The sequence below is a fragment of the Rhodocaloribacter litoris genome, from assembly GCF_011682235.2.
In the GTDB taxonomy this organism is placed as follows: Bacteria; Bacteroidota; Rhodothermia; order Rhodothermales; family ISCAR-4553; genus Rhodocaloribacter; species Rhodocaloribacter litoris.
In genome coordinates, this window is record NZ_CP076718.1 from 2050766 (window position 1) to 2073593 (window position 22828).

20 protein-coding genes are annotated in these 22828 nt (G+C 67.0%); 14 read left to right on the forward strand and 6 right to left on the reverse strand.

Annotated elements, in window-relative coordinates:
• The first annotated feature begins 24 nt into the window (after nucleotides 1-24).
• The 9 genes from GQ464_RS08500 to GQ464_RS08540 all read left to right on the forward strand — a co-directional run bounded on the left by GQ464_RS08500 (nucleotide 25) and on the right by GQ464_RS08540 (nucleotide 10841).
• Nucleotides 25-1677, forward strand: a complete 1653-nt coding sequence (locus GQ464_RS08500; RefSeq protein WP_228350729.1) for a hypothetical protein — start codon at nucleotides 25-27, stop codon at nucleotides 1675-1677.
• Between the two features lie 194 nt (nucleotides 1678-1871).
• Nucleotides 1872-3851 (forward strand): HAMP domain-containing methyl-accepting chemotaxis protein, encoded by a 1980-nt coding sequence (locus GQ464_RS08505; protein WP_166981050.1) that lies wholly within the window; start codon nucleotides 1872-1874, stop codon nucleotides 3849-3851.
• 191 nt (nucleotides 3852-4042) lie between these two features.
• Nucleotides 4043-5398, forward strand: coding sequence for a thymidine phosphorylase (locus tag GQ464_RS08510; protein WP_228350730.1), 1356 nt, complete (start codon nucleotides 4043-4045; stop codon nucleotides 5396-5398).
• A gap of 128 nt (nucleotides 5399-5526) precedes the next feature.
• Complete coding sequence (locus GQ464_RS08515; protein ID WP_166978734.1) at nucleotides 5527-6294, forward strand: PspA/IM30 family protein; 768 nt, start codon at nucleotides 5527-5529, stop codon at nucleotides 6292-6294.
• A gap of 112 nt (nucleotides 6295-6406) precedes the next feature.
• A complete protein-coding gene (locus tag GQ464_RS08520; protein ID WP_166978736.1) occupies nucleotides 6407-6946 on the forward strand; it encodes a hypothetical protein in 540 nt (179 codons plus the stop codon).
• Between the two features lie 74 nt (nucleotides 6947-7020).
• Nucleotides 7021-7893, forward strand: a complete 873-nt coding sequence (locus GQ464_RS08525; protein ID WP_228350731.1) for a hypothetical protein — start codon at nucleotides 7021-7023, stop codon at nucleotides 7891-7893.
• Nucleotides 7894-7986: 93 nt separating this feature from the next.
• Complete coding sequence (locus GQ464_RS08530) at nucleotides 7987-8769, forward strand: enoyl-CoA hydratase/isomerase family protein (RefSeq protein WP_166978738.1); 783 nt, start codon at nucleotides 7987-7989, stop codon at nucleotides 8767-8769.
• Nucleotides 8770-8940: 171 nt separating this feature from the next.
• Complete coding sequence (locus GQ464_RS08535; protein WP_166978740.1) at nucleotides 8941-10215, forward strand: hemolysin family protein; 1275 nt, start codon at nucleotides 8941-8943, stop codon at nucleotides 10213-10215.
• A 386-nt stretch (nucleotides 10216-10601) separates the two neighbouring features.
• Entirely contained in the window at nucleotides 10602-10841 is a 240-nt protein-coding gene (locus GQ464_RS08540; RefSeq protein ID WP_166978742.1) for a TolB-like translocation protein, read from the forward strand.
• 13 nt (nucleotides 10842-10854) lie between these two features.
• Here GQ464_RS08540 and GQ464_RS08545 read toward each other — a convergent pair whose 3' ends face one another.
• Nucleotides 10855-11946 (reverse strand): App1 family protein, encoded by a 1092-nt coding sequence (locus GQ464_RS08545; protein WP_166978744.1) that lies wholly within the window; start codon nucleotides 11944-11946, stop codon nucleotides 10855-10857.
• A gap of 548 nt (nucleotides 11947-12494) precedes the next feature.
• Here GQ464_RS08545 and uvrA point away from each other — a divergent pair.
• The gene (uvrA, locus tag GQ464_RS08550; RefSeq protein ID WP_166978746.1) at nucleotides 12495-15458 is read left to right on the forward strand and encodes an excinuclease ABC subunit UvrA; all 2964 of its coding nucleotides are present in this window, start codon (nucleotides 12495-12497) and stop codon (nucleotides 15456-15458) included.
• Between the two features lie 6 nt (nucleotides 15459-15464).
• Here the strand turns inward: uvrA and GQ464_RS08555 are convergent, their stop codons facing one another.
• Nucleotides 15465-15725, reverse strand: a complete 261-nt coding sequence (locus GQ464_RS08555) for a DUF2442 domain-containing protein (protein WP_166978748.1) — start codon at nucleotides 15723-15725, stop codon at nucleotides 15465-15467.
• Nucleotides 15726-15946: 221 nt separating this feature from the next.
• On the opposite strand from GQ464_RS08555, the gene GQ464_RS08560 reads away from it, so the two are divergent.
• Nucleotides 15947-16507 (forward strand): Uma2 family endonuclease, encoded by a 561-nt coding sequence (locus GQ464_RS08560; RefSeq protein ID WP_166978750.1) that lies wholly within the window; start codon nucleotides 15947-15949, stop codon nucleotides 16505-16507.
• Nucleotides 16508-16546: 39 nt separating this feature from the next.
• Here GQ464_RS08560 and dtd read toward each other — a convergent pair whose 3' ends face one another.
• Together dtd and rdgB are read right to left on the reverse strand one after the other, a co-directional pair.
• Nucleotides 16547-17002 (reverse strand): D-aminoacyl-tRNA deacylase, encoded by a 456-nt coding sequence (gene dtd, locus GQ464_RS08565; protein ID WP_166978751.1) that lies wholly within the window; start codon nucleotides 17000-17002, stop codon nucleotides 16547-16549.
• 21 nt (nucleotides 17003-17023) lie between these two features.
• Nucleotides 17024-17623, reverse strand: coding sequence for an RdgB/HAM1 family non-canonical purine NTP pyrophosphatase (gene rdgB, locus GQ464_RS08570; RefSeq protein WP_166978753.1), 600 nt, complete (start codon nucleotides 17621-17623; stop codon nucleotides 17024-17026).
• Between the two features lie 128 nt (nucleotides 17624-17751).
• On the opposite strand from rdgB, the gene GQ464_RS08575 reads away from it, so the two are divergent.
• Complete coding sequence (locus GQ464_RS08575; RefSeq protein ID WP_166978755.1) at nucleotides 17752-18204, forward strand: hypothetical protein; 453 nt, start codon at nucleotides 17752-17754, stop codon at nucleotides 18202-18204.
• A gap of 146 nt (nucleotides 18205-18350) precedes the next feature.
• On the forward strand, nucleotides 18351-18542 hold the full coding sequence (gene rpsU, locus GQ464_RS08580; RefSeq protein WP_166978757.1) for a 30S ribosomal protein S21: 192 nt from the start codon (nucleotides 18351-18353) through the stop codon (nucleotides 18540-18542).
• A gap of 66 nt (nucleotides 18543-18608) precedes the next feature.
• On the opposite strand, the gene GQ464_RS08585 is transcribed toward rpsU, so the two are convergent.
• Nucleotides 18609-19763, reverse strand: coding sequence for a S1C family serine protease (locus GQ464_RS08585; RefSeq protein WP_166978759.1), 1155 nt, complete (start codon nucleotides 19761-19763; stop codon nucleotides 18609-18611).
• A gap of 54 nt (nucleotides 19764-19817) precedes the next feature.
• On the reverse strand, nucleotides 19818-20936 hold the full coding sequence (locus GQ464_RS08590) for an RNA-guided endonuclease InsQ/TnpB family protein (protein WP_166978761.1): 1119 nt from the start codon (nucleotides 20934-20936) through the stop codon (nucleotides 19818-19820).
• Nucleotides 20937-21248: 312 nt separating this feature from the next.
• On the opposite strand from GQ464_RS08590, the gene GQ464_RS08595 reads away from it, so the two are divergent.
• Nucleotides 21249-22709 (forward strand): hypothetical protein, encoded by a 1461-nt coding sequence (locus GQ464_RS08595; RefSeq protein ID WP_166978763.1) that lies wholly within the window; start codon nucleotides 21249-21251, stop codon nucleotides 22707-22709.
• The last annotated feature ends 119 nt before the right edge of the window (nucleotides 22710-22828 follow it).

Sequence of the window (22828 nt, forward strand, 5' to 3'; positions counted from 1 at the left end):
TCACCCATGACGGACCGTAGCACCATGCGCGTCGCCTGCCTGCTCCTCCTCGTTCCCGCGGTCGTTGCCGCCGTGGTGGGCCCGTTCCGCGCCCCCGGGCCCACCGCCCCCGCCCCTCCCGACGACGTGGTGCGCGAGATGCGCGCCGAAGTCGTGAAGTCCTCTACCGACCCGGCCGGGCGACCGCTGCCGGTGGCCGCGCACTGGGCCCGGGGGTTCGGCCTGCAAAACTTTTCCAGCGACTACCAGATCGAACTGCTGGCCAGGGGCCATCACGTGATGCCCACGTTGCCGATTCCGTCTCCCGGGGGAACCTCCTATCCGGGCCTGGCGGCGGTGACCCGGCTGGCCGAATGGGGGGCCCCGTTCTCGCTCCGCGTCGACCAGTGGGAAAACCTGCTGCTGAGCAAAGATCACCCGCGCGACGAGCCCGGCCGGTGGCGCAACCTGCCGCCCGAGCAAAGTCCCCTGACCCTCGCCCCGAACGGGCAGCTCGTCCGGATCCTCTCGCCCCTGGGGGCCGTCGAGCCCTGGTACGAGGTGGGCAAATACTACACGGCCTCGCCCGCTTTCGGCCAGCTCGAGGCCGCCTACCCGGATCCGCCGCTGGTCATCATGCTGTCGAACAACGAAGCCCGCCGCCTCGAACCCAAGCAGGACATCGAGACGCACAGCCGGCGCTATCTGGACCGCTACGGCACCGGGCGGTCCGACACCTTCAAGCGCCGGGTGATGGCCGAGGGCTACATCGAACGGTACCGCGCCCTGTTCCGGGGCCTGCGCGACGGCATGCGCACCGAGGCCTGGCGAGCGCGGACGCGGATGGTCGGCTACACGGCCTTCGGCCCGCCGCACTTCGGGCGCTGGCCCCGATGGACGGATTACAGCTTCGCCACCGACGAAGAAATCGACCCGTCGCCGCACATGTGGGACGGCGGCTCCGTGGCCTACTATACCCACAACTGGAATGCCTCGTCGGACTATCGCGTCTTCTCCCCCCAGGTCGAGGCGATGAACTGGGTTTTCATGCTCGAAGAAGCCTATCGCATCAACCCCGACTTCTGGTTCGAGCTGTCCGTCTGGGACGGCAACAGCGGGGGGAACGACGCCCGGCGCAAGGACAAGGCCGAGGTGTACCGGAAGGCCGGCCAGCACTGGACACCCGAACGGTACGGCGGGTTCGTGCAGTACGGCATGTGGCTGCTCACGCCCCGCGTCGTCCGGGAATTCCGGGGGCACGGCGTGCCGCGAACCCGCTTCGCCGCCGAGTTCGACGCCCTCGTCGCCGCCGTCGACCGTGTCTGGACCAACCCGACGCTGAAACGGTTCTGGCGCAAAGGCGAGCTCGTGCCGAACCGGACCCGGCAGCACCCCTACCAGTCCCGCATCCCCGACAAGTGGAAGCACGTCGACCGCTGGTTCATGCTGAACACCAGCCTCGATCCACCCGCGCCCTGGCAGCTGGAGACCGAGCTTCCGGTGTTCACCTTGGCCCGTGTGCTCGGTGAGGAAGGGACGCGCGAATGGCTCCTCTATACGTATGCGCCGGTGCAATCCTACCACGGCGTGGTCGTCGAGGTGCCCGGCTTCGGCCCGGCGACGGTGGACGCCACCCCGGCCGGCAACTTCTATCTCCTGCGCGAAACGGACCGCCAGGTCCTCCCGGTCGATCCCTGAGCGGCGGGCCGGCCCGCTCCGGCCCGTTTAAGCATCTCGGACCATGTGCCGATCTCAGGAAAGCCGTCCCCGCAAGGTTTCCGGGCCTCACCGGGCCGTGCGCTTTCCCGGACGGGCAGGCGGGTGCGCTCTGACGGGACGCACGGGCCGGCGCAACCGCCCTGGAACCTTCCCACGACAACGCGCCGACTGCTATGAGTATGAGGTGGTTCAACAATTTAAGCATCGCCAAAAAGCTGATTGCCGGCTTCATGGCCGTGGCTTCGCTCACGTTCGTCGTCGGCGGCTTCGGTATCCGAACCGCGGGCCAGATCAACGACCGCCTGGAAGCCATGTACGAGCGTGAGTTGCAGGGCATCAGTTACGTCAAGGAGATCAACATTCAGCTCATCAACTACGAGCGAGCCCTGCGCAACTTCTTGCTGTCCGACAACGACGAGGATCGTGCCACGTATGCGGCGGCCATGCAATCCCACCGGGCCTCGCTGGAAGAGCACCTGGAGAAGCTACGTTCCCTGCTCGAGGCGGGGGAGGCCGGCACGCTCCTGGAACAGTTCGGGGAAGCCTGGACGCGCTACCTGGCGCTGAACGAACGGGTGGTGGAACTGGGAGGCACCACGTCCACCGTGCGGGAGGCCCTCCAGATCGTGCGGACGGACGTACGGGCGCTCGGAAACGAGCTCAAGACGTTGCTGGGCCGCCTGACGGAGATCCAGCAGCGTGCGGCGGAGGCGGCGCATCAGGCCGGCGCGGAGCAATATGTCTTCGTCTGGAAGGTGTCGGTCTTCCTGGTCCTTTTCGCCGTGGGTTTTGCCGCCGGGCTCGGGTTCTTCTTCTCCCGTAACCTGGGCCGGCCCATCGTCACGCTCAACCACGCCGCCGAACGCGTGGCCCGGGGCGAGCTGGATGCGGAGGTCGACCTCGTCTCGAGCGATGAGATCGGCACGCTGGCGCAGGCGTTCAACCAGATGGTGCGGCAACTCCGGGCCCTGCTCGAAGAGGCGAAAGAGAAGGAGCGAGCCGCCACGGAAGCCGCCGAAGCCGCCAACCAGGCCCGGCAGAACATCGAGGCGCAGCAGGCCTATCTGGCGCGCAGCGTCGAGCAGATGCTGGCCGAGATCGATCACTTCGCCGAAGGCGACCTGACGGTGCAGCTCCATGCCGAGCACGACGACGAGATCGGCCGGCTCTTTGGCGGCTTCAACCAGGCGGTGGCCAACGTCCGGCGTCTCTTCGAGCAGGTGCGCCACGCCGTCGAGTCGTCCGTGACGACGGCCGCGCAGATCTCGAGCGCCACCGACCAGCTCGCCGCCGGTGCGCAGGAGCAGTCCGCCCAGGCCATGGAAGTTGCCGCGGCCGTCGAGGAGATGGCCCGCACGGTGATCGAGAACGCCCAGAACGCCACGCGGACGCTGGAGGTGGCCCGCGAAAACGGCCAGCGTGCGCAGCAGGGGGGAGACGTCGTCCAGCAGATGGTGAAGAAGATCGGACAGATCGCCGCCGTGGTGGGCACCTCGGCCGAGACGATCGAGCGCCTGGGAACCTCCAGCGAGCAGATCGGCGAAATCATCTCGACCATCAACGAGATCGCGGATCAGACGAACCTGCTGGCCCTCAACGCGGCCATCGAGGCGGCCCGGGCCGGCGAGCAGGGCCGGGGCTTCGCCGTCGTGGCCGACGAGGTCCGCAAGCTGGCCGAACGCACCACCCAGGCCACGCAGCGCATTGCCGAGATGATTCAGGCGATCCAGGACGAGACCGCCGAAGCCGTGCGTTCCATGCGGCAGGGGACGGACGAGGTACAGGCGGGGCTGGCCCTGGCCGAAGAGGCCGGCCGGGCGCTCAGCCGCATCGTGGAGGGCGCGCAGCAGACGCAGGACCTGATCAACCAGATCGCCGCCGCCAGCGAGGAACAGTCGACGACCGGCGAGCAGATCTCCCGCAGCGTGGAATCCATCTCGTCGGTCACCAACGAGGCGGCCCGGGGCATCGCCGAGATCGCCCGTTCGACGGACGACCTGCAACGGATGATGGACGAGCTGCGGGGTCTGGTCGCCCGCTTCAAGGTGACCCGGGCCGAATCCGTCCCGTCCCGGCGACCCGCAGACCGCCCCCCCGCCCCGGCACGCTCCCGGGCGAAGGACAGTGGAGAGCCGACCGCCTCCGCCACCTGAGCACGGGGCTGATTGCTCGAACACCGTGCGGCGGGCAGGCCGGGCCTCGGTGCCCGAGGGCCTGCCCGCCGCTTTTCGTCCGGGATGCATCTCGCCGCCCCTCGCTGCGTAAGGCGCTCGCACGAGCGTTTGCGATTGCCCGCTGAAGGCAGCATATTTCCCCGTTTCGTACCACCTCCCCTTTCCAGCTCATGCCCGACGTCAACCCGGTCGACCTGATCCTCATCAAGCGGGACGGCGGCACCCTGACGTCCGAACAGATCGCCTGGCTCGTCGACGCCTACACCCGGGGCGACGTGCCGGACTACCAGATGAGTGCCTTCCTCATGGCGGCCCTCCTGCGCGGCATGAACGACGAGGAAGCCTTCGCCCTGACGCACGCCATGCTTCACTCGGGCGTCGTGCTCGACCTCTCGGACATCCCCGGCACAAAGGTGGACAAGCATTCGACCGGCGGCGTGGGCGACAAGGTCTCGCTCATCCTGGCGCCGCTGGTGGCCGCCTGCGGCGTGCCCGTCCCCATGATCTCCGGGCGCGGCCTGGGCCACAGCGGCGGCACGCTCGACAAGCTGGAGGCCATCCCCGGCTTCCGCACCGACCTCCCCATCGACGCCTACCGCCGGCAGCTGGCCCGCCTGGGCGTCGTCATGATCGGACAGACCGACGAGATCGCCCCGGCCGACCGCAAGCTCTATGCCCTGCGTGACGTCACCGGCACGGTCGAGTTCATCCCCTTCATCGCGGCCTCGATCATGAGCAAGAAGCTGGCCGAGGGCATCGACGCGCTGGTGCTCGACGTCAAGTGCGGGCGGGGGGCGTTCATGAAGACCGAGGCCGACGCCCGCCGCCTGGCCGAGACGCTCGTCGGCCTGGGCGAGCGCTTCGGCAAACGCACCGTGGCCCGCCTGACCGACATGAACACCCCGCTCGGGCGCGCCATCGGCAACTGGCCCGAGACGGCCGAGGCCATCCGCTGCCTGCACGGCGAAGAGGTGCCCGACGTGATGGAGGTCACGTACGCGCTGGCGGGCGAGATGCTGTGCCTGGGCGGTGCGGCCCCCACCCCCGAAGACGGCGAAGCGCAGGCCCGCCGGGCCCTGGCCTCCGGCCGGGCGCTCGACGTGTTCATCGCCCTCGTCGAGGCGCAGGGCGGCGACGTCTCCGYCGTGCGCGACCCCGGCCGCCGCGCCGGCGCCGACCCCGTGGCCGAGGTCCGTGCCGGCGACGACGCCCGCGGCTTCGTCGCCGGCCTCGACGCCCTGCGCCTGGGCTGGACGGCCGTGGCCCTGGGCGCGGGCCGGCGACGCAAAGAGGACCCCGTCGACCCCACCGCCGGCATCACCCTGGCGAAGAAACCCGGCGAACCCGTCCGCCCCGGCGACGTGCTGGCCTACCTCCACACCCGCCGGCACGACGCCCTCCCGGACTTCCAGGCCGCCGTGGCCGCCGCCTTCACCTTCGCCGACACACCACCCCCACCGGCCTCCCGGCTCCTCGACCGCTACGCCGAAGGCCGGTGGGCGAACCCGGACCGCTCCGGCTCGTAATACCTTGCAACCCCCGAAAAAAGCAAAACATCGCAGGACGGCGTCTCCCAAACCGCGACAGGATCGTTATATTGATCCTGGACCCTGCTTTTCCTCCCTCATACCGCGAACCCAAACCCCTACGGACCATGTCTATCTGGGCACGTTTCAAACGCTGGATCAAGTCCATCTTTGGCGGGGCCATCTCCGCCCTGGAAGATCCCCGGCTGATTCTGGAACAGAACATCCGGGAGCTGAACGACCAGGTTCCGAAGATGAACGAGAACATTGCCACGGTCAAGGCCAATGTGATGCTGTTGCAGAAAGAAGTGCGGCGGTATGAGGCCGAGATGAACGACCTGACGGCGAAGATCAAGGCCGGTATCCAGGCCGGACGGGACGACATCGCCGAGCAGTACGCGCTGCGCCTGGAGAACGTCCGCGAAGCCCTCACCCGCACGCGGGAACAGCTCAAGTATGCCTCGGCGGCCTACGACAAGGCCCTGCAGGTGAAGAAGGCCTTCATGCGCGAGAAGGAGCGCAAGATCCAGGAGGCCAAAGACGCCCTGCGCGCCCACGAGCGCGCCAAGTGGCAGGCCAAGATCGCCGACACGCTCGAACAGTTCGAGGTGGCCGGCGTCGACGCCACGCACGACGAGATGATCACCCGCATCAACGAGGAGACGGCCCGGCAGGAGGCCCGTATGGAACTGGCCCTCGATTCCATCGACACCGAGGCGATGCGCATCGAGGAGGACGCCCAGAAGATCCGGGCCCAGGAACTGGTCAAACAGTTCAAGCTGGAGATGGGGGTCGGCGAGCCGGCGGCACCACAGGAGGAACCCCGCCTCGAAGTGCCGGAAGAACAGGTCGAACAGGGCAAAACCATCGGCAAACAACGCTCCCAGACGGAGTGAAGGCCGGAGACGGACCGGCCCGGGAACACCCGCCCGGGTGCCACGAAGGACGTGGACAAGCCCGGGGTTTTCCCGTCAACCCTGCCCGTTTCACCCCTCAACCCGAAAGGCCATGACGCCCGAAGAATACCAGCGGATCAAGGAGGCGGAGAAGGAGCACCTCCGGAAGCTCCGGGAGTTGAAACGCAAGGTCCGGGAGCTGGAACGGCTCAAGAAAGTGAACCAGGCCCTTTCGGACGTGACCGGCGGAGCCGCTTCGGTGCTCGATACCCACCGTGAGATGATCGAAAAGCTGGCCATGGAGACGGCGCTGAGCGAGGCGCGCCTGGAACTGGCCCTCGAGGCGGAGCAGGAGGCTGCGCCGGCTTCCGCCGAAGATCCCGCTTCGAACGAGACGCTCGAAGAAGCGTTGCAGAAAGCCCGGGCGCAGGAACTGATTCGCCAGATGAAGCTGGAGGTGACGTCCTCCGCCGATGAAACCCCTGCCCGCCCGCCGGCGGGCAAGACGATCGGGGCCATGGATCCCGGCACCGGGCAACGGGCGCCCGGCGCCGAAACGACGACTCCGCCCGCGGCTCCGGAAAAGCCGGCGGACCCGCCCGCCGGGCCGGATCCCCTGCCGGACAAAACCATCGGCCGGATGAAACCCTGAGGCCGTGGCCCGTCGTATCGCGGGGTGGACCGGAGCCGCCGACCCACCCCCCTCAAGCCGTTGCCGAGGAGCGCATGAACGAAGTCGACATCAACTATACCAAGGAAGCCTTCCTGCATCCCTGGAATCTGACGTTCCTCATCGCCGCAATGCTGATCGCCTTCACGGTCAGCCTCTTCAGCGCGGCGCCGTCGTGGCTTTTCGAGACCATCCTCCTCTTCGCCACGGCCGGGGAGCTGCTCTACCTGGGCACCATGCCCCGCCAGGAACGTTTTCGCCGGGCCATCCGGGCCCGGCAGGCGGCCGAACACGCCAAACCCCCCTCGCAGAAAGAAATCTTCCAGCTCCTCTCGAAGCAGAGCCAGCGCCGCTACGTGCGGCTCCGCAAGCTCCAGAAAGACATCGCGGCCAACTACCGCAAGCTCAGCTACGCCTCGCAGGGCATGCTGGACAGTCACCTCAAAAAGATCGACGGCCTGCTCGACTCCTACCTGAAGTTGCTCTACCAGAAAGAACGGTACGAGTTTGCCATCCGGAGCAACACCGAGAGCGAGGTCATCCGGGCCATCGAGGCCCTGCGCGAAGACATGGCCGACGACACGCCGCGCGTCCGCGCCATCAAGCAGCGGCGCATGCGCATCCTCGAACAGCGGCTCGAACGATTCAAAAAAGGCCAGGAAAACCTCGAGATCATCGCGGCACAACTCGAAACCATCGAGGATGTGATCAAATACATCCACGAGCAGTCGCTGACGCTGCGCAACCCCGAGGAGATCACCTTCCAGCTCGACACGCTCCTCTCCGAGGTGGAAGAGACCGAAGCCTCGGTCGAGGCCCTGGAGGAGGTCTTCGCCCGCCCCGCCGACCTGCTCGGCGACCTGGACACGTTCGAGGACCCCACCGCCGAAGGCGCTCCCGACCCGGAAAAGACCCGCCTGCGAAGCTGAGTTGTTCCAGCGTGCGGGATACGTAAAGGTCGAGCCCCGCGCCATACGCCCCGTGCCCTGCCAGTCCCCACCATCCCTTTCGCTTCTTTCCCCATGACCTTCGAGACGCTGCTCTACGAGGTGGATGCCGACGGGATCGCCCTGGTGACGATCAACCGGCCCGACAAGCTGAACGCGCTGAACGAGACCGTCATCGACGAGCTGGACCGGTGCTTCGCGGCCGTGGAGGCGGACGACGCGGTGCGCGGTGTGGTGCTCACGGGGGCGGGGCCGAAGAGCTTCGTCGCCGGAGCGGACATCTCGCGCTTCCCCGCGCTCGACGCCGTGAGCGGGCGGCGCTTCGCCCTGCGCGGGCAGGCCGTCTTCAACCGGATCGAGGCCCTGCCGAAGCCCGTCGTGGCGGCCGTCAACGGCTTCGCCCTGGGCGGCGGGTGCGAGCTGGCGATGGCGTGCCACCTGCGCGTGGCCGCCGAGCACGCGCGCTTCGGGCAGCCGGAGGTCAACCTGGGCCTGATCCCGGGCTACGGCGGCACGCAGCGCCTGCCCCGGCTCGTCGGGCGCGGCCGCGCCACGGAGCTGATCCTCACGGGCGAGGCCATCGACGCCCGGCGGGCCCATGAGATCGGCCTCGTCAACCGGATCGTCCCGGCCGCCGAACTGCTCGAGACGGCGAAGGAACTCGTCCGCACCATTGCCGCGAAGGCGCCCGTGGCCGTGGCCCTGGCCCTCGAAGCCGTCCGGGCCAGCGACCTGGACCTGCCGCAGGGCCTCGCCCTCGAGGCCACCCTCTTCGGTCAGGCCTGTGCCACCGAGGACTTCCGCGAAGGCGTGGCCGCCTTCCTCGAACGACGCCAGGCCACCTTCAAGGGACGATGAGAGGTGTGGTGCATAGTGCGTAGTGCATAGTGCGTAGTGCATAGTGCGTAGTGCATAGTGCGTAGTGCGTAAAGGCGTAATTCAGCCCAACACGCACTACGAAATACGCAATACGAAATACGAAATACGAACCACGAACCACGCACTGCGAAATACAGAATACCCCGGCCCATGGAGCTGCTACTGATCCTGCTGATGCTGGTCCTGAGCGCGTTCTTCTCCGGCTCAGAGATCGCGTTCGTGACGGCCAACCGGCTGCGCGTGGAGGTGTCGGCGCGGCGCGGCGGGCGGCTGGGCACCCTCGTGCAAACGTTCATCCAGAACCCGGCGGACCTGCTGACCACCACGCTGGTGGGCAACAACCTGGCGCTGGTGATCTACTCCACGTTGATGGCCTTCTACCTGGAGCCGCCCCTGCATCGCCTCTATGCCGAGATGGCCGGCTTCAGCGAGGCCACGACCGAGGTGGCCGTCCTCGCCACGCAGACGGTCATCGCCTCCATGATCGTGCTTTTCTTCGGGGAGATCCTGCCGAAAACCGTGCTGCGGGAGGTGGCCAACCGGGCCGTCTTCGTGCTGGCCGTGCCGCTGCGGCTGACCTACGTGCTGCTGCTCCCCCTGATCAAGGTGGCCGGCTGGGCCGCCGCGGGCCTCATCCGCCTCTTCGGCACCGACGCCGACACCTTCTCCCAGTTCATGCGGCGCGACTTCGAACTGATGATCGAGGAGAGCAAGAAGAGCGGCGAACTGGACCTGGACGAGGAGGAGAGCACCCTGCTGGCGAACGTCTTCGCCCTGAGCACCATCCGCGTCAAGGAGTCGATGGTGCCACGGACCGAGATCGTGGCCGTGGAGGAGAACACCACGCTGGAGGCGCTCCGGCAGAAGTTCATCGAGTCCGGCCACTCGAAGCTGCCCGTCTACCGCGAGAACATCGACAACATCGTGGGCATCGCCTTTGCGTACGACCTGTTCCACGATCCCGAATCGCTGGCCGCCATGATGCGCCCGGCGTACTTCGTCCCGGAGACGAAGCTCTCGAAGGACCTGCTCCGCGAGTTCCTGGCCACGAACACCTCCATCGCCATCGTCATCGACGAGTACGGCGGCACGGCGGGACTGGTCACCATCGAGGACCTGCTCGAAGAGCTCTTCGGCGACATCCAGGACGAGTTCGACACCGACGAGGAGGTGCTGCGCCAGCTCGGCGAAGACACGTACCTCGTCAGCGGCCGCGTGGATATCGACGAGCTGGCCGAGCGCTTCGGCATCGAGCTCTCCGAGGGCGACTACGAGACGCTGGCCGGCTACCTGCTCGAACACATCGGCGCGATCCCCAAGCCGAACGAGGAGTACGAGTTCGACGGCTACCGCTTCACCATCGTGCAGGCCACGGCCAACCGCATCGACCTGGTGCGCATCACCCGGCTGCCCGCCGGCGCGTGAAGGCGGCCCGGTACGGCCATCCAGAGCCTCCCCTTGCCAAGGGGAGGTGGCGCGAAGCGACGGAGGAATAGAACCCGGGGCGATGGTGGTGTTGCGGCGGCAGAAGACCCCCATCCCCCCTTCGGGGTACTTCCCCCTCTGCGGCCGCCGGGTGCGGCCAGGGGGAAGGGCTTGGGTTTACGCGATGCAGCCTTCCAGATCCTCCCCATGCGAAAGAGAGGTGGCGCGAAGCGACGGAGGGGTAGATGTTGGGGCACAGACGGATGGCGGTGGCAGACGGTTTATGAGGCGCCACCGGCACGGTACAGGTGCACAGGAAGCCCGGCGGCGAACCCGGTGGCGCAGAGCCGCTTCGTGGAGAATGCCCGGCCGTTGTTCCTGATGTGATGCGGAGTGACGACACGGAGGTTCGACAGATCACCCGTCTCGGAGGCGATATTCCGCGCTGGAGCTACGACGGGCAGCAGATCCTCTACCGACGGGACGTGCACAAGGGAGAGGGGGCGCGCTACGTGCCTTTCGTCTACGACGTGGCGACCGGGCAGCGTGCGCCGCTGTGGCCGGCGCTGCCCGACTCCCTGCCGCCGTTCCCGCCGCTCGCCACGCAGAAGCGGGTTCTCCCGTAACCGAAACGCTCGCTCACCCCGGCCCCGAGGCCGCTGTCCGCACCTGATCAACTGCGCCAGAGGCGACGAAGCCCGCCCCGGCGGCGTGCGCGGCCATCACGGCGGTGTTCGGCGCGAGGATGAGATCGATGCCTTGCCGGTTGACCTCCCTGGCCAGGGCCTGTACGGCCGCATCGCGCTCGGCACCGCTCACATCGCGGATGTAGACGGCACGGATGCGGCCGGGAAAGTCGTGCACCACGTCCCGGTAGATCTCGTGGTCCTTCTGCCCGCTGTCGCCGATGAGCAGGAACGGCAGTTGGGGGTAGGTGTGCAGGATCCGGCGAATCCAGGCGAGCTTGTGCGTTTCGTGGCGGCCCGCGCCCACCTGCGTCCGGCTGAGCCCCAGGTCTCGTAGGAACAGCGGCCCGTCCGGGAGGCCGTGGTGCCGCAGGAAGTCGGCGAGGAAGTCGTAGAGGTTCCACGGGCTGCTGGAGACGTAGAAGAGCGGGTTGGCCTCCCCGCCGCTCGTCCCGTCGTGCAGGGCCCGGTAGAAGGCCACCACACCGTCGAAGGGCCGCCGGGTGCGGGCGTTGCCGAAGAGCGTCCGGCGCACCATGGTGCGGAAGCGCGTCGCCCCGGTTTGCAGCACCGTGTCGTCGAGATCGCTGATGACGCCGAAGCGGGCCGAGGGAGGCGGCACAAGCACCCGGCCCGTCGTGGGCGCACCGCCGCCGACCGGCTCCAGCGTCGCCTCGTGCCAGCTCCGGTCACCGGGCAACGGCTCGGGCAGGGCGAGGCGGGCCCGGACGTAGCCCTCGTCGTCCGCCACAACCTCGACGGACTGGCCCTGGAGGCTCACCCGCACGGCGGCCCCCGGCACCTCGTCGCTCTCGAACCGCCGCAACATGGCCCAGGCGTTGTGCCAGACGGCATCGTCGTCCTGCGGCGGGGGTAGCAGCTGGTTCCGCAGCACCCGAGCAAGCACATGCACCTCCACGGATGTCCCGTATCCGCGATACGCGTGAATCCATACCTGTCGCCGGTCCCACCGGCTCCGGAGGCGGTACCGGATCGCGTCGGCCCGATGTTCCAGGCGTTCCAGCCAGGACAGTAAGCGCTTCATAGGCGGTTGTGAAGATGCGGTCGGCAACCAGCGAAGCCGGACGGTCAACATCCACGGCCCCGCTTGCATGATAGTGCTTGACCCTCCCTCTCGCAAACCGAATATTCCCGGCTCTCTCCTTCCACATGACCTCAACAGTCCATCCTTTTCGGCAGCATCGAAGCCAGCAGGGCGAAGCCTGTCTGCACCCTCGGTACCGGCCCGGACGACCTCTGCGTGTTCACGTCGTTCCCGACGACCACGCCCGGGGAAACCCTGGAGCGGGCCATTTCCTTCTATTGGCACCAGGATCCGCCCCTGGACCCCGTCGGCATCAGACGCGGCGCATGGTTTTGACGAAGGAGGGCAAGCCGTCTACCATTTCGCAAACCCGGATCTATTTCGCACGAAAGGGCCGCCGGGTCGCCCTCCCGCCGGGGCGTCCCTTTCTTCATCCGGAAACGCGCCGTCGTGCCGAAACGAATCCAGGGCTCCGGGGTAGTATCCCCTTCGCATGTGCCAGGCATGTGCATCTCTCTCCGGTGGCGACGAACGGACCAACCTCCCGCATGGACGAACGCATCATCATCCGCGGCGCGCGCGAGCACAACCTCAAGAACATCGACCTGGACATTCCCAGGAACCGGCTCGTCGTCATCACGGGGCTGAGCGGGTCGGGCAAGAGCAGCCTGGCCTTCGACACCATCTACGCCGAGGGGCAGCGGCGCTACATGGAGAGCCTCTCCGCCTACGCGCGCCAGTTCCTGGGCATGATGGAGCGCCCGGATGTGGACTTCATCGACGGCCTCAGCCCCGTCATCGCCATCGAGCAGAAGACCGTCAGCCGCAACCCGCGCTCCACCGTCGGCACCGTCACCGAGATCTACGACTTCCTGCGCCTGCTCTTCGCCCGCGCCGGCACGGCCTACTCGTACCTGACAGGCAACCCCATGCGGAAGCAGTCGGACGACGAGATCATCGACGGCATCCTGGGCCTGCCCGAGGGGACGCGCGTGGTGCTGCTGGCGCCCGTGGTGAAGGGCCGCAAGGGACACTACCGCGAGCTCTTCGAGCAGATCGCCCGGCAGGGCTTCGAGCGCGTCCGCATCGACGGCGAGCTGCGCGAGATCACGCCGGGGATGAAGATCGACCGCTACAAGACGCACGACATCGAGGTGGTGGTGGACCGGCTCGTGATCCGGGAGGGGCTGCGGCCGCGCGTGAGCCAGTCCGTCGAGACGGCGCTGGGGATGGGCGGCGGCACGCTGATTGCCGCCGTGCTGGGCGCCGACGGCACGCTGACCGACCACGTCTTCAGCCGCCACCTGTTCGACCCCGAGAGCGGCCTCTCCTACGACGAGCCCTCCCCGAACACCTTCTCCTTCAACTCGCCCTACGGCGCCTGCCCGGAGTGCAACGGGCTGGGCACGCGCCGCGAGATCGACCCGGCGCTGGTCCTCCCGGACCCCTCGAAAAGCATCGCCGAGGGGGGGCTGGCGCCGCTGGGCAAGCCCCGCGACACGTGGTTCTTCAGCCAGCTCCGCGCCGTCGCCGAGACGCTGGGCTTCGACTTCGACACGCCCCTGGAGCGGCTGGACCCGGCCCATCTCGAGGTCGTCCTCGAAGGCGCGGGCGACCGGCAGTTCGACATCGTCTACCGGTACAAGGGGCGTGAGGTGAAGTACCAGCACCGGTTCGGGGGCGTCTACGGGCACCTGCGGCACGCCTACGAGCAGAGCACGGGGCCGGGGCAGCGCAAGTGGGCCGAGGCGTACATGCGCCTGCTGCCCTGCCGCGCCTGCGGCGGCGCCCGCCTCAAGCCCGAGGCGCTGGCCTACCGCATCGGCGGGAAGAACATCGCCGAGCTGGTGCAGATGGACCTCGTCTCGCTCCGCCGCTTCTTCGACGAGGTCGCCTTCACCGACCGGCAGGCCCTCATCGCCCGGCCCATCGTCAAAGAGATCCGCGAGCGGCTCGACTTCATGCTGAACGTGGGCGTGGGCTACCTCAACCTGGACCGTCCGGCGCGGACCCTCTCCGGCGGCGAGAGCCAGCGCATCCGCCTGGCCACCCAGATCGGCACCCAGCTCACGGGCGTCCTCTACGTGCTCGACGAGCCCTCCATCGGCCTGCACCCGCGCGACAACCGCCGCCTCATCGAGGCGCTGATGCAGCTGCGCGACCTGGGCAACTCGGTCCTGGTCGTCGAGCACGACCGCGAGATGATCGAGGCGGCGGACTTCGTGGTGGACCTGGGCCCGGGCGCCGGCGAGCACGGCGGCCATGTGCTCGGCGCCGCCCCGCCGGAGCGCCTCCCCGCCGGGACGGACGGCCGCCGGAGCCTCACCACGGCCTACCTCCGGGGCGAGAAGCACATCCCCGTCCCGAAGACGCGGCGCACAGGCAACGGGAAGACGCTCACGCTCCACGGCGCCACCGGCCACAACCTCAAGGGCGACCCGCTCGTGCTCCCGCTGGGCACCTTCATCTGCGTCACCGGCGTCTCCGGCTCGGGCAAGTCCAGCCTGATCAACCAGACGCTCTACCCCGCCCTGGCCAACCACTTCCACAACGCCCGCCACGTGCCGCTGCCCTTCGAGCGGATCGAGGGGCTGGAGCACATCGACAAGGTCATCGACATCGACCAGAGCCCCATCGGCCGCACGCCCCGCTCGAACCCCGCCACGTACACCGGCCTCTTCACCCACATCCGCGACCTCTTCGCCCAGCTCCCCGAGGCGAAGATCCGGGGCTACAAGCCCGGCCGCTTCTCGTTCAACGTGAAGGGCGGGCGGTGCGAGACGTGCCAGGGCGCGGGCATCGTCAAGCTGGAGATGAACTTCCTGCCGGATGTGTACGTGGCGTGCGAGACGTGCCGGGGCCGCCGCTACAACGCCGAGACGCTGGAGGTGCACTACAAGGGCAAGAGCATCGCCGACGTGCTGGAGATGACCGTAGAGGAGGCGCTGGCGTTCTTCGAGAGCGTGCCGCGCATCGCCCGGAAGCTGCGCACGCTCGACTCGGTGGGCCTCGGCTACATCCGCCTGGGGCAGCAGGCCACCACCCTCTCGGGCGGCGAGGCGCAGCGCGTCAAGCTGGCCCGCGAGCTCTCCCGCCCCGGCACTGGCGCGACGCTCTACATCCTCGACGAGCCCACCACCGGCCTCCACTTCGAAGACATCCGCCACCTGCTGCACGTCCTGCAGGCCCTCGTCAAGAAGGGCAACACGGTGCTGGTCATCGAACACAACATGGACGTCGTCAAGGTGGCCGACCACGTCATCGACCTCGGTCCCGAGGGCGGCGACGCCGGCGGTCGGATCCTCTTCGCCGGCACGCCCGAGGCGCTGGCCGCCACCGACACGCACACCGGCCGCCACCTCCGCGACGAGCTGGCCCGCGACGCCCGCCTCACCGACGACGAGGACGAGGACGACGTGGACCTGGACGCCCTCGCCGGAGACGACGACGAACCCGACACCGACGAGGTGATCGAGGACGAGGAGGAAGCGGCGGGCGAGACGGTGGGGTGACGGGGGTCAGGTAACCTCGGCCGGCAACGGCGTCGACTTCTGGTAGAGCATGTCATACGCGAGGTCACGCTCGCCGGGCCACTGAAGCGAACCGTAGACGACGGCCACCTTTCGAAACAATTCGAGATCCCGCAACGCGCGAAAAACCTCAGACTGGAGGTACGGCTTCAGATCAAACAGACGGCGTTCTCCGTTGGCAAAAGTCAACGTCAAGGTGTAGTCGTCATGCGGCCGGACGGCGACAATTTTCGGGGTCTCCGGATGCATCCTTCCCTCAATCAATGCGCGTGATCGGGTTGCCTTGTACGGCTTTGTCTTTCGGAGATGTTCGGCATGGTGAAATCGGCCCATTGGCGAGATTGCTTTGAAGATAACCTATACCGCCCTGAAATCTGAAGTAGGGCTTGAAGAGGACGAGACGGTGGGGTGACGCCGCGAAACATCGCTGCGGCCCCGTGCGTGTGTGAGGAAAAAGCCCGTACCGAGCCATGATCACCGAGCGCCCGCCCGTCCGGTTCACCTACGAAGACTACCTCCTCATCCCCGAGGACGGGAAGCGCCATGAACTCATCGACGGAGAAGAACACGTGGCGCCTGCCCCCTCCACCCGGCATCAACGCATCGTCGTCCGGCTCTCAGCCGCCCTTTTCAACCATCTCGAAGCCCACGATCTCGGCGAGGTCTTCGTCGCCCCCATCGACGTGATCCTCTCCGACTACGACGTCGTGCAGCCGGACGTGCTCTTCGTGGCGAAGGCGCATGCGGATCGCATCGGCGAGCGCGGCATCACGGGGCCGCCGGACCTGATCGTCGAGGTGCTCTCCGAAGGCAACCGACGGCACGACGAGGTGCGCAAGCGCAAGCTCTACGAGCGCTTCGGGGTGGGTGAATACTGGGTGGTGGACCCGGAGCTGGAGACGGTGAAGGTGTACCGGATGACGGAGCGGGGCTACGTGCGGGTGGCCGAGTGGAGCCGCGAGAACGGCGACACGCTCACGACACCGCTGCTGACCGGCTTCACCCTTCCCCTCGACGCGCTCTTCGCGTGAGGCGCGCCGGATATCGGTCCCTGCGCGGCCGGTGCCTGCTCACGGGCTATCCGCTCTTTTCTCGACCCAGAGGGTCACGGGGCCTTCGTTGACCAGGTATACGTTCATCATCGCCCCGAAGACGCCGGTGGGCACCGGCCGGCCGAGATGCCCGCTCAGGAGGGCAGCGAAGTGCTCGTAGAGCGGTTCGGCCTGCTCTGGCAGCGCCGACGCGACGAATGAAGGCCGGTTGCCCTTGCGGGCGTCGCCGTAGAGGGTGAACTGGGAAACGACGAGCGCTTCGCCGCCCACGTCCCGTACCGACCGGTTCATGCGGCCTTCCTCGTCCGGGAAGATGCGCAGGTTGGCACATTTCTTCGCCAGCCAGGCCGCCTCTGCCTCCGTGTCGGTCGTGTGTACCCCCAGCAGAATCAGCAGTCCCCGCCCGATGCGGGCGACGATCTGCTCGTCCACTTCGACGGACGCTTCCCGGACCCGTTGTACCAGGGCAACCATCTTGCTCTCGCTCGTTCCGGTTTACGTTTCGGTCTGTCGTTGCAAAAAGGCCAGCCAGGCACGCAGGGCTTTGCCGCGATGGCTGAGGGCGTTTTTCTCGGCCGGGCTGAGTTCGGCAAAGGTGCGGGTTTCGCCTTCGGGCACGAAGAGCGGATCATAGCCGAAGCCGCCCCTTCCCCTTTCTTTCTCAAGGATGTACCCCCGGCATATGCCCTCGAAGCAAAGCACCCCGTCGTCCGTGGCGAAGGCGAGGACGGTGCGGAAACGGGCGGTGCGGTCCGGCACGCCGTGCAGTTCCTGCAGGAGCCGGGCGCGGTTTTCGGCGTCGCCGGCGCCGGGTCCTGCGAAGCGGGCGGAGTGGACGCCCGGCCGCCCGCCCAGGGCGTCGACTTCGAGGCCGGTGTCGTCGGCGAGGGCGGGTAAGCCGGTGTGGCGATGAAGGGCCAGCGCTTTCTTGCGGGCATTGCCTTCGAGCGTGGACGCGTCCTCTTCCACCTCGGGCGCGCCGGGAAAGTCGGCGGCCGTGCGAAGGACCACCGGCCATCCGGCCAGGAGCGCACGCAACTCCCGCACCTTGCCGGGGTTTCGCGTGGCCAGCACGATCTCGAGGGGCTGTTTCATCGGTACTTCCCTGCCTGTAGACCGGGCCCCAAAAAAGCGCCCGGGCGTAACTTTTGCGCCGGCCCGCCCGTAGTCGGGTGTGAATTTTGGGTACAATTCACACACCACAACCCTGAGGGAGGGTCACCATGTACACGCAATCCCGCGTGCTCCGGCACGCGGCCGGGGGCTTTTTTGCCCTGGCCGTTTTCATCAGCTTCTCCGCCCCTTCGGCCTCTGCACAGCGCGCCTTCGACCACAAGGATGCCCTGTGGTGGGGTAACCTGGAAGCCCAGCTGACCACCTCGCTCGACAGCCCCGTCGAGCAGGTACGGGACACGGCGCTCCGGCACGTCATCTTCTTCGCTACCTACTACGGCGACCGTGTTGATTTCACGGTGGCGGCGGGCAAGATCCTCGACGTGTACGAGCACGAACGCCACGAGGGCCGGCGTATGATGGCCCTTTCGGCCCTGCATGCCATCGGCAGCCGCCCGGCCATGGAGCGCCTGCACGAGCTCGTCCGGCAAGAACCACGGGGACGACTGCATCAGCTCACCCTGGCCGTCCTGGCCGATTATTTCGCCCGGCAGACGAGCTGAGCGGGCACCGGCGTGCCGGGCGCCTCCACCCGCCCGAAACAACGAAACCTCCACAGAAGGCACATTGTATCAATGCAGTGTGCCTTCTTATATTGAAAGGCTTTCTCAAAACCGTAACAACCGTTCTCAGCCAGGAGGGATCTGCCTTGCCGGTAGGAATCAAAGTTCGCGACAACGAATCGATCGACCGTGCCCTGCGGCGTTTCAAGCGTGCCGTCAACCGCAGCCGTGTGCTGCGCATCTACCGCGCCAACATGGCCTATACGAAGCCGTCCGAGGAACGGCGCATCGCGCGCGAGAAGGCGGCCCGCAACGCCCGGAAGCGTTCGCGCTACTGAGTTCCGGAACAGACGACACCCGTTCGGAACCGAGGCGGAGGGAGAACTCCGCCTCGTCTGTTTTGGCTAGCCGGTCTGACGGCCGATCTGCATCTCCAGCTCCAGCGGATTCCCCTCCCGGATCACCCGTACGTGAACGACGTCGCCCGGGCGAAAGTCGTAGATGCGGGCGACGAAGTCGTTCCGGTTATGGACGGGCTCACCTGCGACGGCAACGATGACGTCGTAGGGCAGGAAACCGGCCCGCTCGGCCGGAGAGCCGGGGTCGATGTCCCGGACGAAGACGCCCCGGGCTTCCGGCAGGCCGAGGCCGCGGGCAATGCGCTCGTTCACATCCAGACCCACCAGCCCCGTGTAGTAGGAGCGGTCCACATAGCCTTTCTCTTTCAGCTCCTGCACCACGCGCCGCACCCGCTCGGCCGGGACGGCGAAGCCGATGCCGACGGACCCGCCCGTCTGGCTGTAGATGGCCGTGTTGACCCCGATGACCTCGCCGAGGGCGTTGACGAGCGGCCCCCCCGAGTTGCCGCGGTTGATGGCGGCGTCGGTCTGGATCATGTCCCGGTAGAGCCGTCCGTCCTGTGGCTGCAGGTTCCGCCCGACGGCGCTGACGACCCCGACAGTGACGGTCGGCTCGGCCGCCTCGAACAGGCCGAAGGGGTTACCCAGGGCGATGACCCATTCGCCCACCAGAGGCCGGTCTTCCGCGAACGTCAGGTAGGGCAACGGAGCGGGTGGGTCCACCTTCAGCAGAGCGATGTCGGTGGCCGGGTCCGAACCCACCAGCCGGGCCTCCAGCGTGGTGCCGTCCGGAAAGGCAACCGTGATCTGCGACGCCTGCCCGGCCACATGGTCGTTCGTGACGATGTAGCCGTCGGGTGAGATGACGAACCCCGAGCCCAGGCTCTGGACCTGCCGCTGCAGAACGCGGGGCGGCCGCCGGCCGAAGAAAAACTCGTAGAAGGGGTCGGCGAACGGATCCCGGTAGCGGAGTTGCTGCACCGCCGTCACGTTCACGCTGACCACCGCCGGCGTGACGACCTCGACGGCCCGGGTGATGGCCGTGCGACGGGTGCGCAGGATGTCGTCCTGCACCTCCCGGGACGGCGCCGTGGTCTCGACGCGCTGCGGCGGCGGCGCTTCCGTCTCCTGTGAACGCGCCGGCTGGCGGCACCCCAGCAGCACCCCGGCAAACACCAACCCCAGCACGAGACGGTTCATAGGATCCGAGGCTTCTGTCATGAACCCACGGCTCTGGGCACGTGGGCTTGTTTCTCAGGCTGCAAGCTTGCCCCGACCTACTCCCGTAGAAGCATGATCGGACCTGGAAACCATAGGACGCATGACGGCGCCCCTCGCCGCAATGTTCTTCGCGGCATTTACGTCTGCGTTCATCGTGTGGCCACACGCCTGGCACGCAAAGCGTGCCTGGCTCTTGCGGTTGGCCTTCTCGCAGTGTCCGCACTGGCTGCACGTCCGGCTCGTGTAGGCGGGGTCTACGAGGATGATGGGAATACCAGCCAACTTCGCCTTGTACTCGATGAACTGCCGAAGCTGGTAAAAACTCCAGCTATGGTGCCTTGCTCGCTGGCTCTTCCGAACCGTGGTCCGCTTGCGGATGCCCGTCAGGTCCTCCAGGGCAATCGCTCGCTTCGTGTCTTTGGCCTTGCGGACAAGGTGCTTGCTGATCTGGTGATTCACGTCGGCACGAAACCGGCGCTCACGTCCGGAGAGTTGCCGGAGCCGACGCCTGGCCGACCTGGTGCCGACCGCTTGGAGGGTGCCCCGGCGCTCGGCGTACCACTTCCGCTTCGACTCGACCTGCTCGCCGCTGAACGAATCGCCGTCGGAGTCGGTGGCGATCTGCGCGATGCCGAGGTCCACACCAAGCACACCGTCTACGGCTTCCTCGTCCTCCTCCGGCACGTCACAGGTGGCCAGAAGGTAGAAACGTCCCTTCCGGTAGATCAGGTCGCTCTCGCCCTGCTGGTAGGCGAGAAGCCGGGCGTGGTGCTCGCCCACGGTGTAGGGGATGCGCTCCCGTCCGGTCATCGTCCAGATGCTCACTTCCCGCCGCTCGGTGTAGTAGCGGAGGATGCGGCTGTCGTAGACGATGCCGCCGCGTTTGCGGAACGTCCGCTTCGTGTCCTTGTCGAGTTTGTAGGCGTCGGCCACCTTACCGAGACACCGAACGACGACCTGCGCCGAGAGCTTGAATTGACGCTTGATGTCGTGGTAGAGGGCCTTCTGCAACGCGTACTTCAAGAAGGTCCTGGTCGCCCAGGCGTGCTCGCTGATCGCGTTACAGGCGGCGTTGGCCGTCTCCATGGTGCGGAGCAGCACGTCGGCCTGTTCGGGCGAGGGGTCGAGCCGGATCTGAGCAGTCAGCTTCATACCACCTTGCACGGTGCCAGTCTCAGGGAGTTTCAACCAGATGAGGGGCGCACTCCTCCCACATGGGTTATCTCATGAGATAGCCCTGAACGGGATGGGCTTCCTGCGCTCGCCATCCTGCACCCTTTCTCGTGAAAGGATGAATCCGGATATCCGGCAGCCCGACCGTCATACGTGAGCCTCCGGGCGGGGTTTCTGGCCGGGCAGACCTCCTCATTTTCGTTCCCCCTCTTGCTAAAGGAGCCTTCCCCCACGTCGATACATGCCGTACCCGCCTGCTTTCCCCGACAGAATCATCTCGAATGCAAGGTCATGAAATATTTTTTCTTACGCCTCCTTCCCGTCGTGCTGCTGGTCGGCTTTTTCGCGGGCTGTGACGCCTTCAACAACGATTCCGGCGGTATCGTAACGCTGAGCGGCCAGGTGCTCGATGCCGAAACGAACAACCCGGTCTCCGGTGCCTTCGTAACGATCAAGCCGCAGAACCTGCTCGTCGAAACCGATTCGCTGGGGCGCTATGCGGTCGAGATCGAGATCGACAGTACGATGAGCCTGCAGGTCGTTGCCGCCAAGAACGGGTTCAACCAGGCGAGTGTGACGGTGCAGGTGCTTCCGGATCGGCTCGTGGAGGTTCCGACGCTTCGCATTACCCGGATCGTCGATGAAGAGCCGGTCTCCGGGCTGGCGTCCAACATCCTCTTGCTGGCACAATCCACCACCAGCATCGGCGTGAAGGAGAGCGGTTCGGAGGAGGTGGCCAAGATCACCTTCCAGGTGGCCGACTCGCTGGGCCGACCCGTGATTCTGGACAAGCAGGCCCGGGTTCGTTTCACCCTGGGCGTCCGGCCCGGCGGCGGCGAGTTCATCTTTCCCGAGTCCGCCCCGACGGACAACAACGGCCAGGTGACGGTGAACCTGTCCAGCGGCACGAAGGCCGGCGTCGTGCAGATCGTCGCCGAGACGGAGGTCGAGGGCCGGACGATCCGCTCGCTGCCCGTTTCGGTCTCCATCCACGGCGGCCTGCCCGACCAGACGCACTTCAGCATCGGTCCCGCCCGGTTCAACTTCCCCGGCCTGAACACCTTCGGCCTGACAAACGCGATCAGCGTCATCGTTGGCGACAAGTACGGCAACCCGGTCAAGCCCGGCACGGCCGTCTACTTTTCGACGACGCACGGCATCATCGAGGGGTCGACGCAGACCGACGCCCAGGGACGCGGCAGTGTCAGCCTGATCTCGGCCAACCCGCTGCCGGCCGACGGCGTCGCCGTCATCACGGCCACCACGGCCGACGAGAACCAGAACGAGGTCATCGGGCAGACACCCGTCGTCTTCTCGGGGATACCCGTGGTCATCGTCCACCCGGATACGGCCGCACTGAATCAGGAGTACAGCCTGACGGTTACCGATCAGAACGGTAACCCCCTCGCACAGGGAACGGTCATCAGCGTGCGCGTCGAAGGCACCAAGGTCAAGGGCGTCGGCCACACGGGCGTCACGCTCGACGACACGAAGTTCATCGGGGGCATGGCCTACGAAAACATCCTGCGCGGCCCCGGCATCACCGAATTCACGTTCCGGGCCGTCGAGGACCGGACGCTGGATGAGGACGGCACGCCGACGGTGGAGGCCATCACGATCCGGGTCTCCGGGCCGAACGGGGCCCTGGAGATCGTCCTGACCGCTTCGGGCGAAGCCCAGACCCGCACCGAAGGCGCCACCGTCGAGCGCCTGGGGGCCGACGTGGTCCGCGTCCGGGCCGGGAACCCGTGAGACCACCATCCTCCCGCACGAAGGGCCGGTGCGACGCTCCCACGCACCGGCCCTTTATTTTTGGCCCATCCCGCACGTATACTCCGCCGGTATGGCTCCTTGCCGCCCGCTCACCCGCT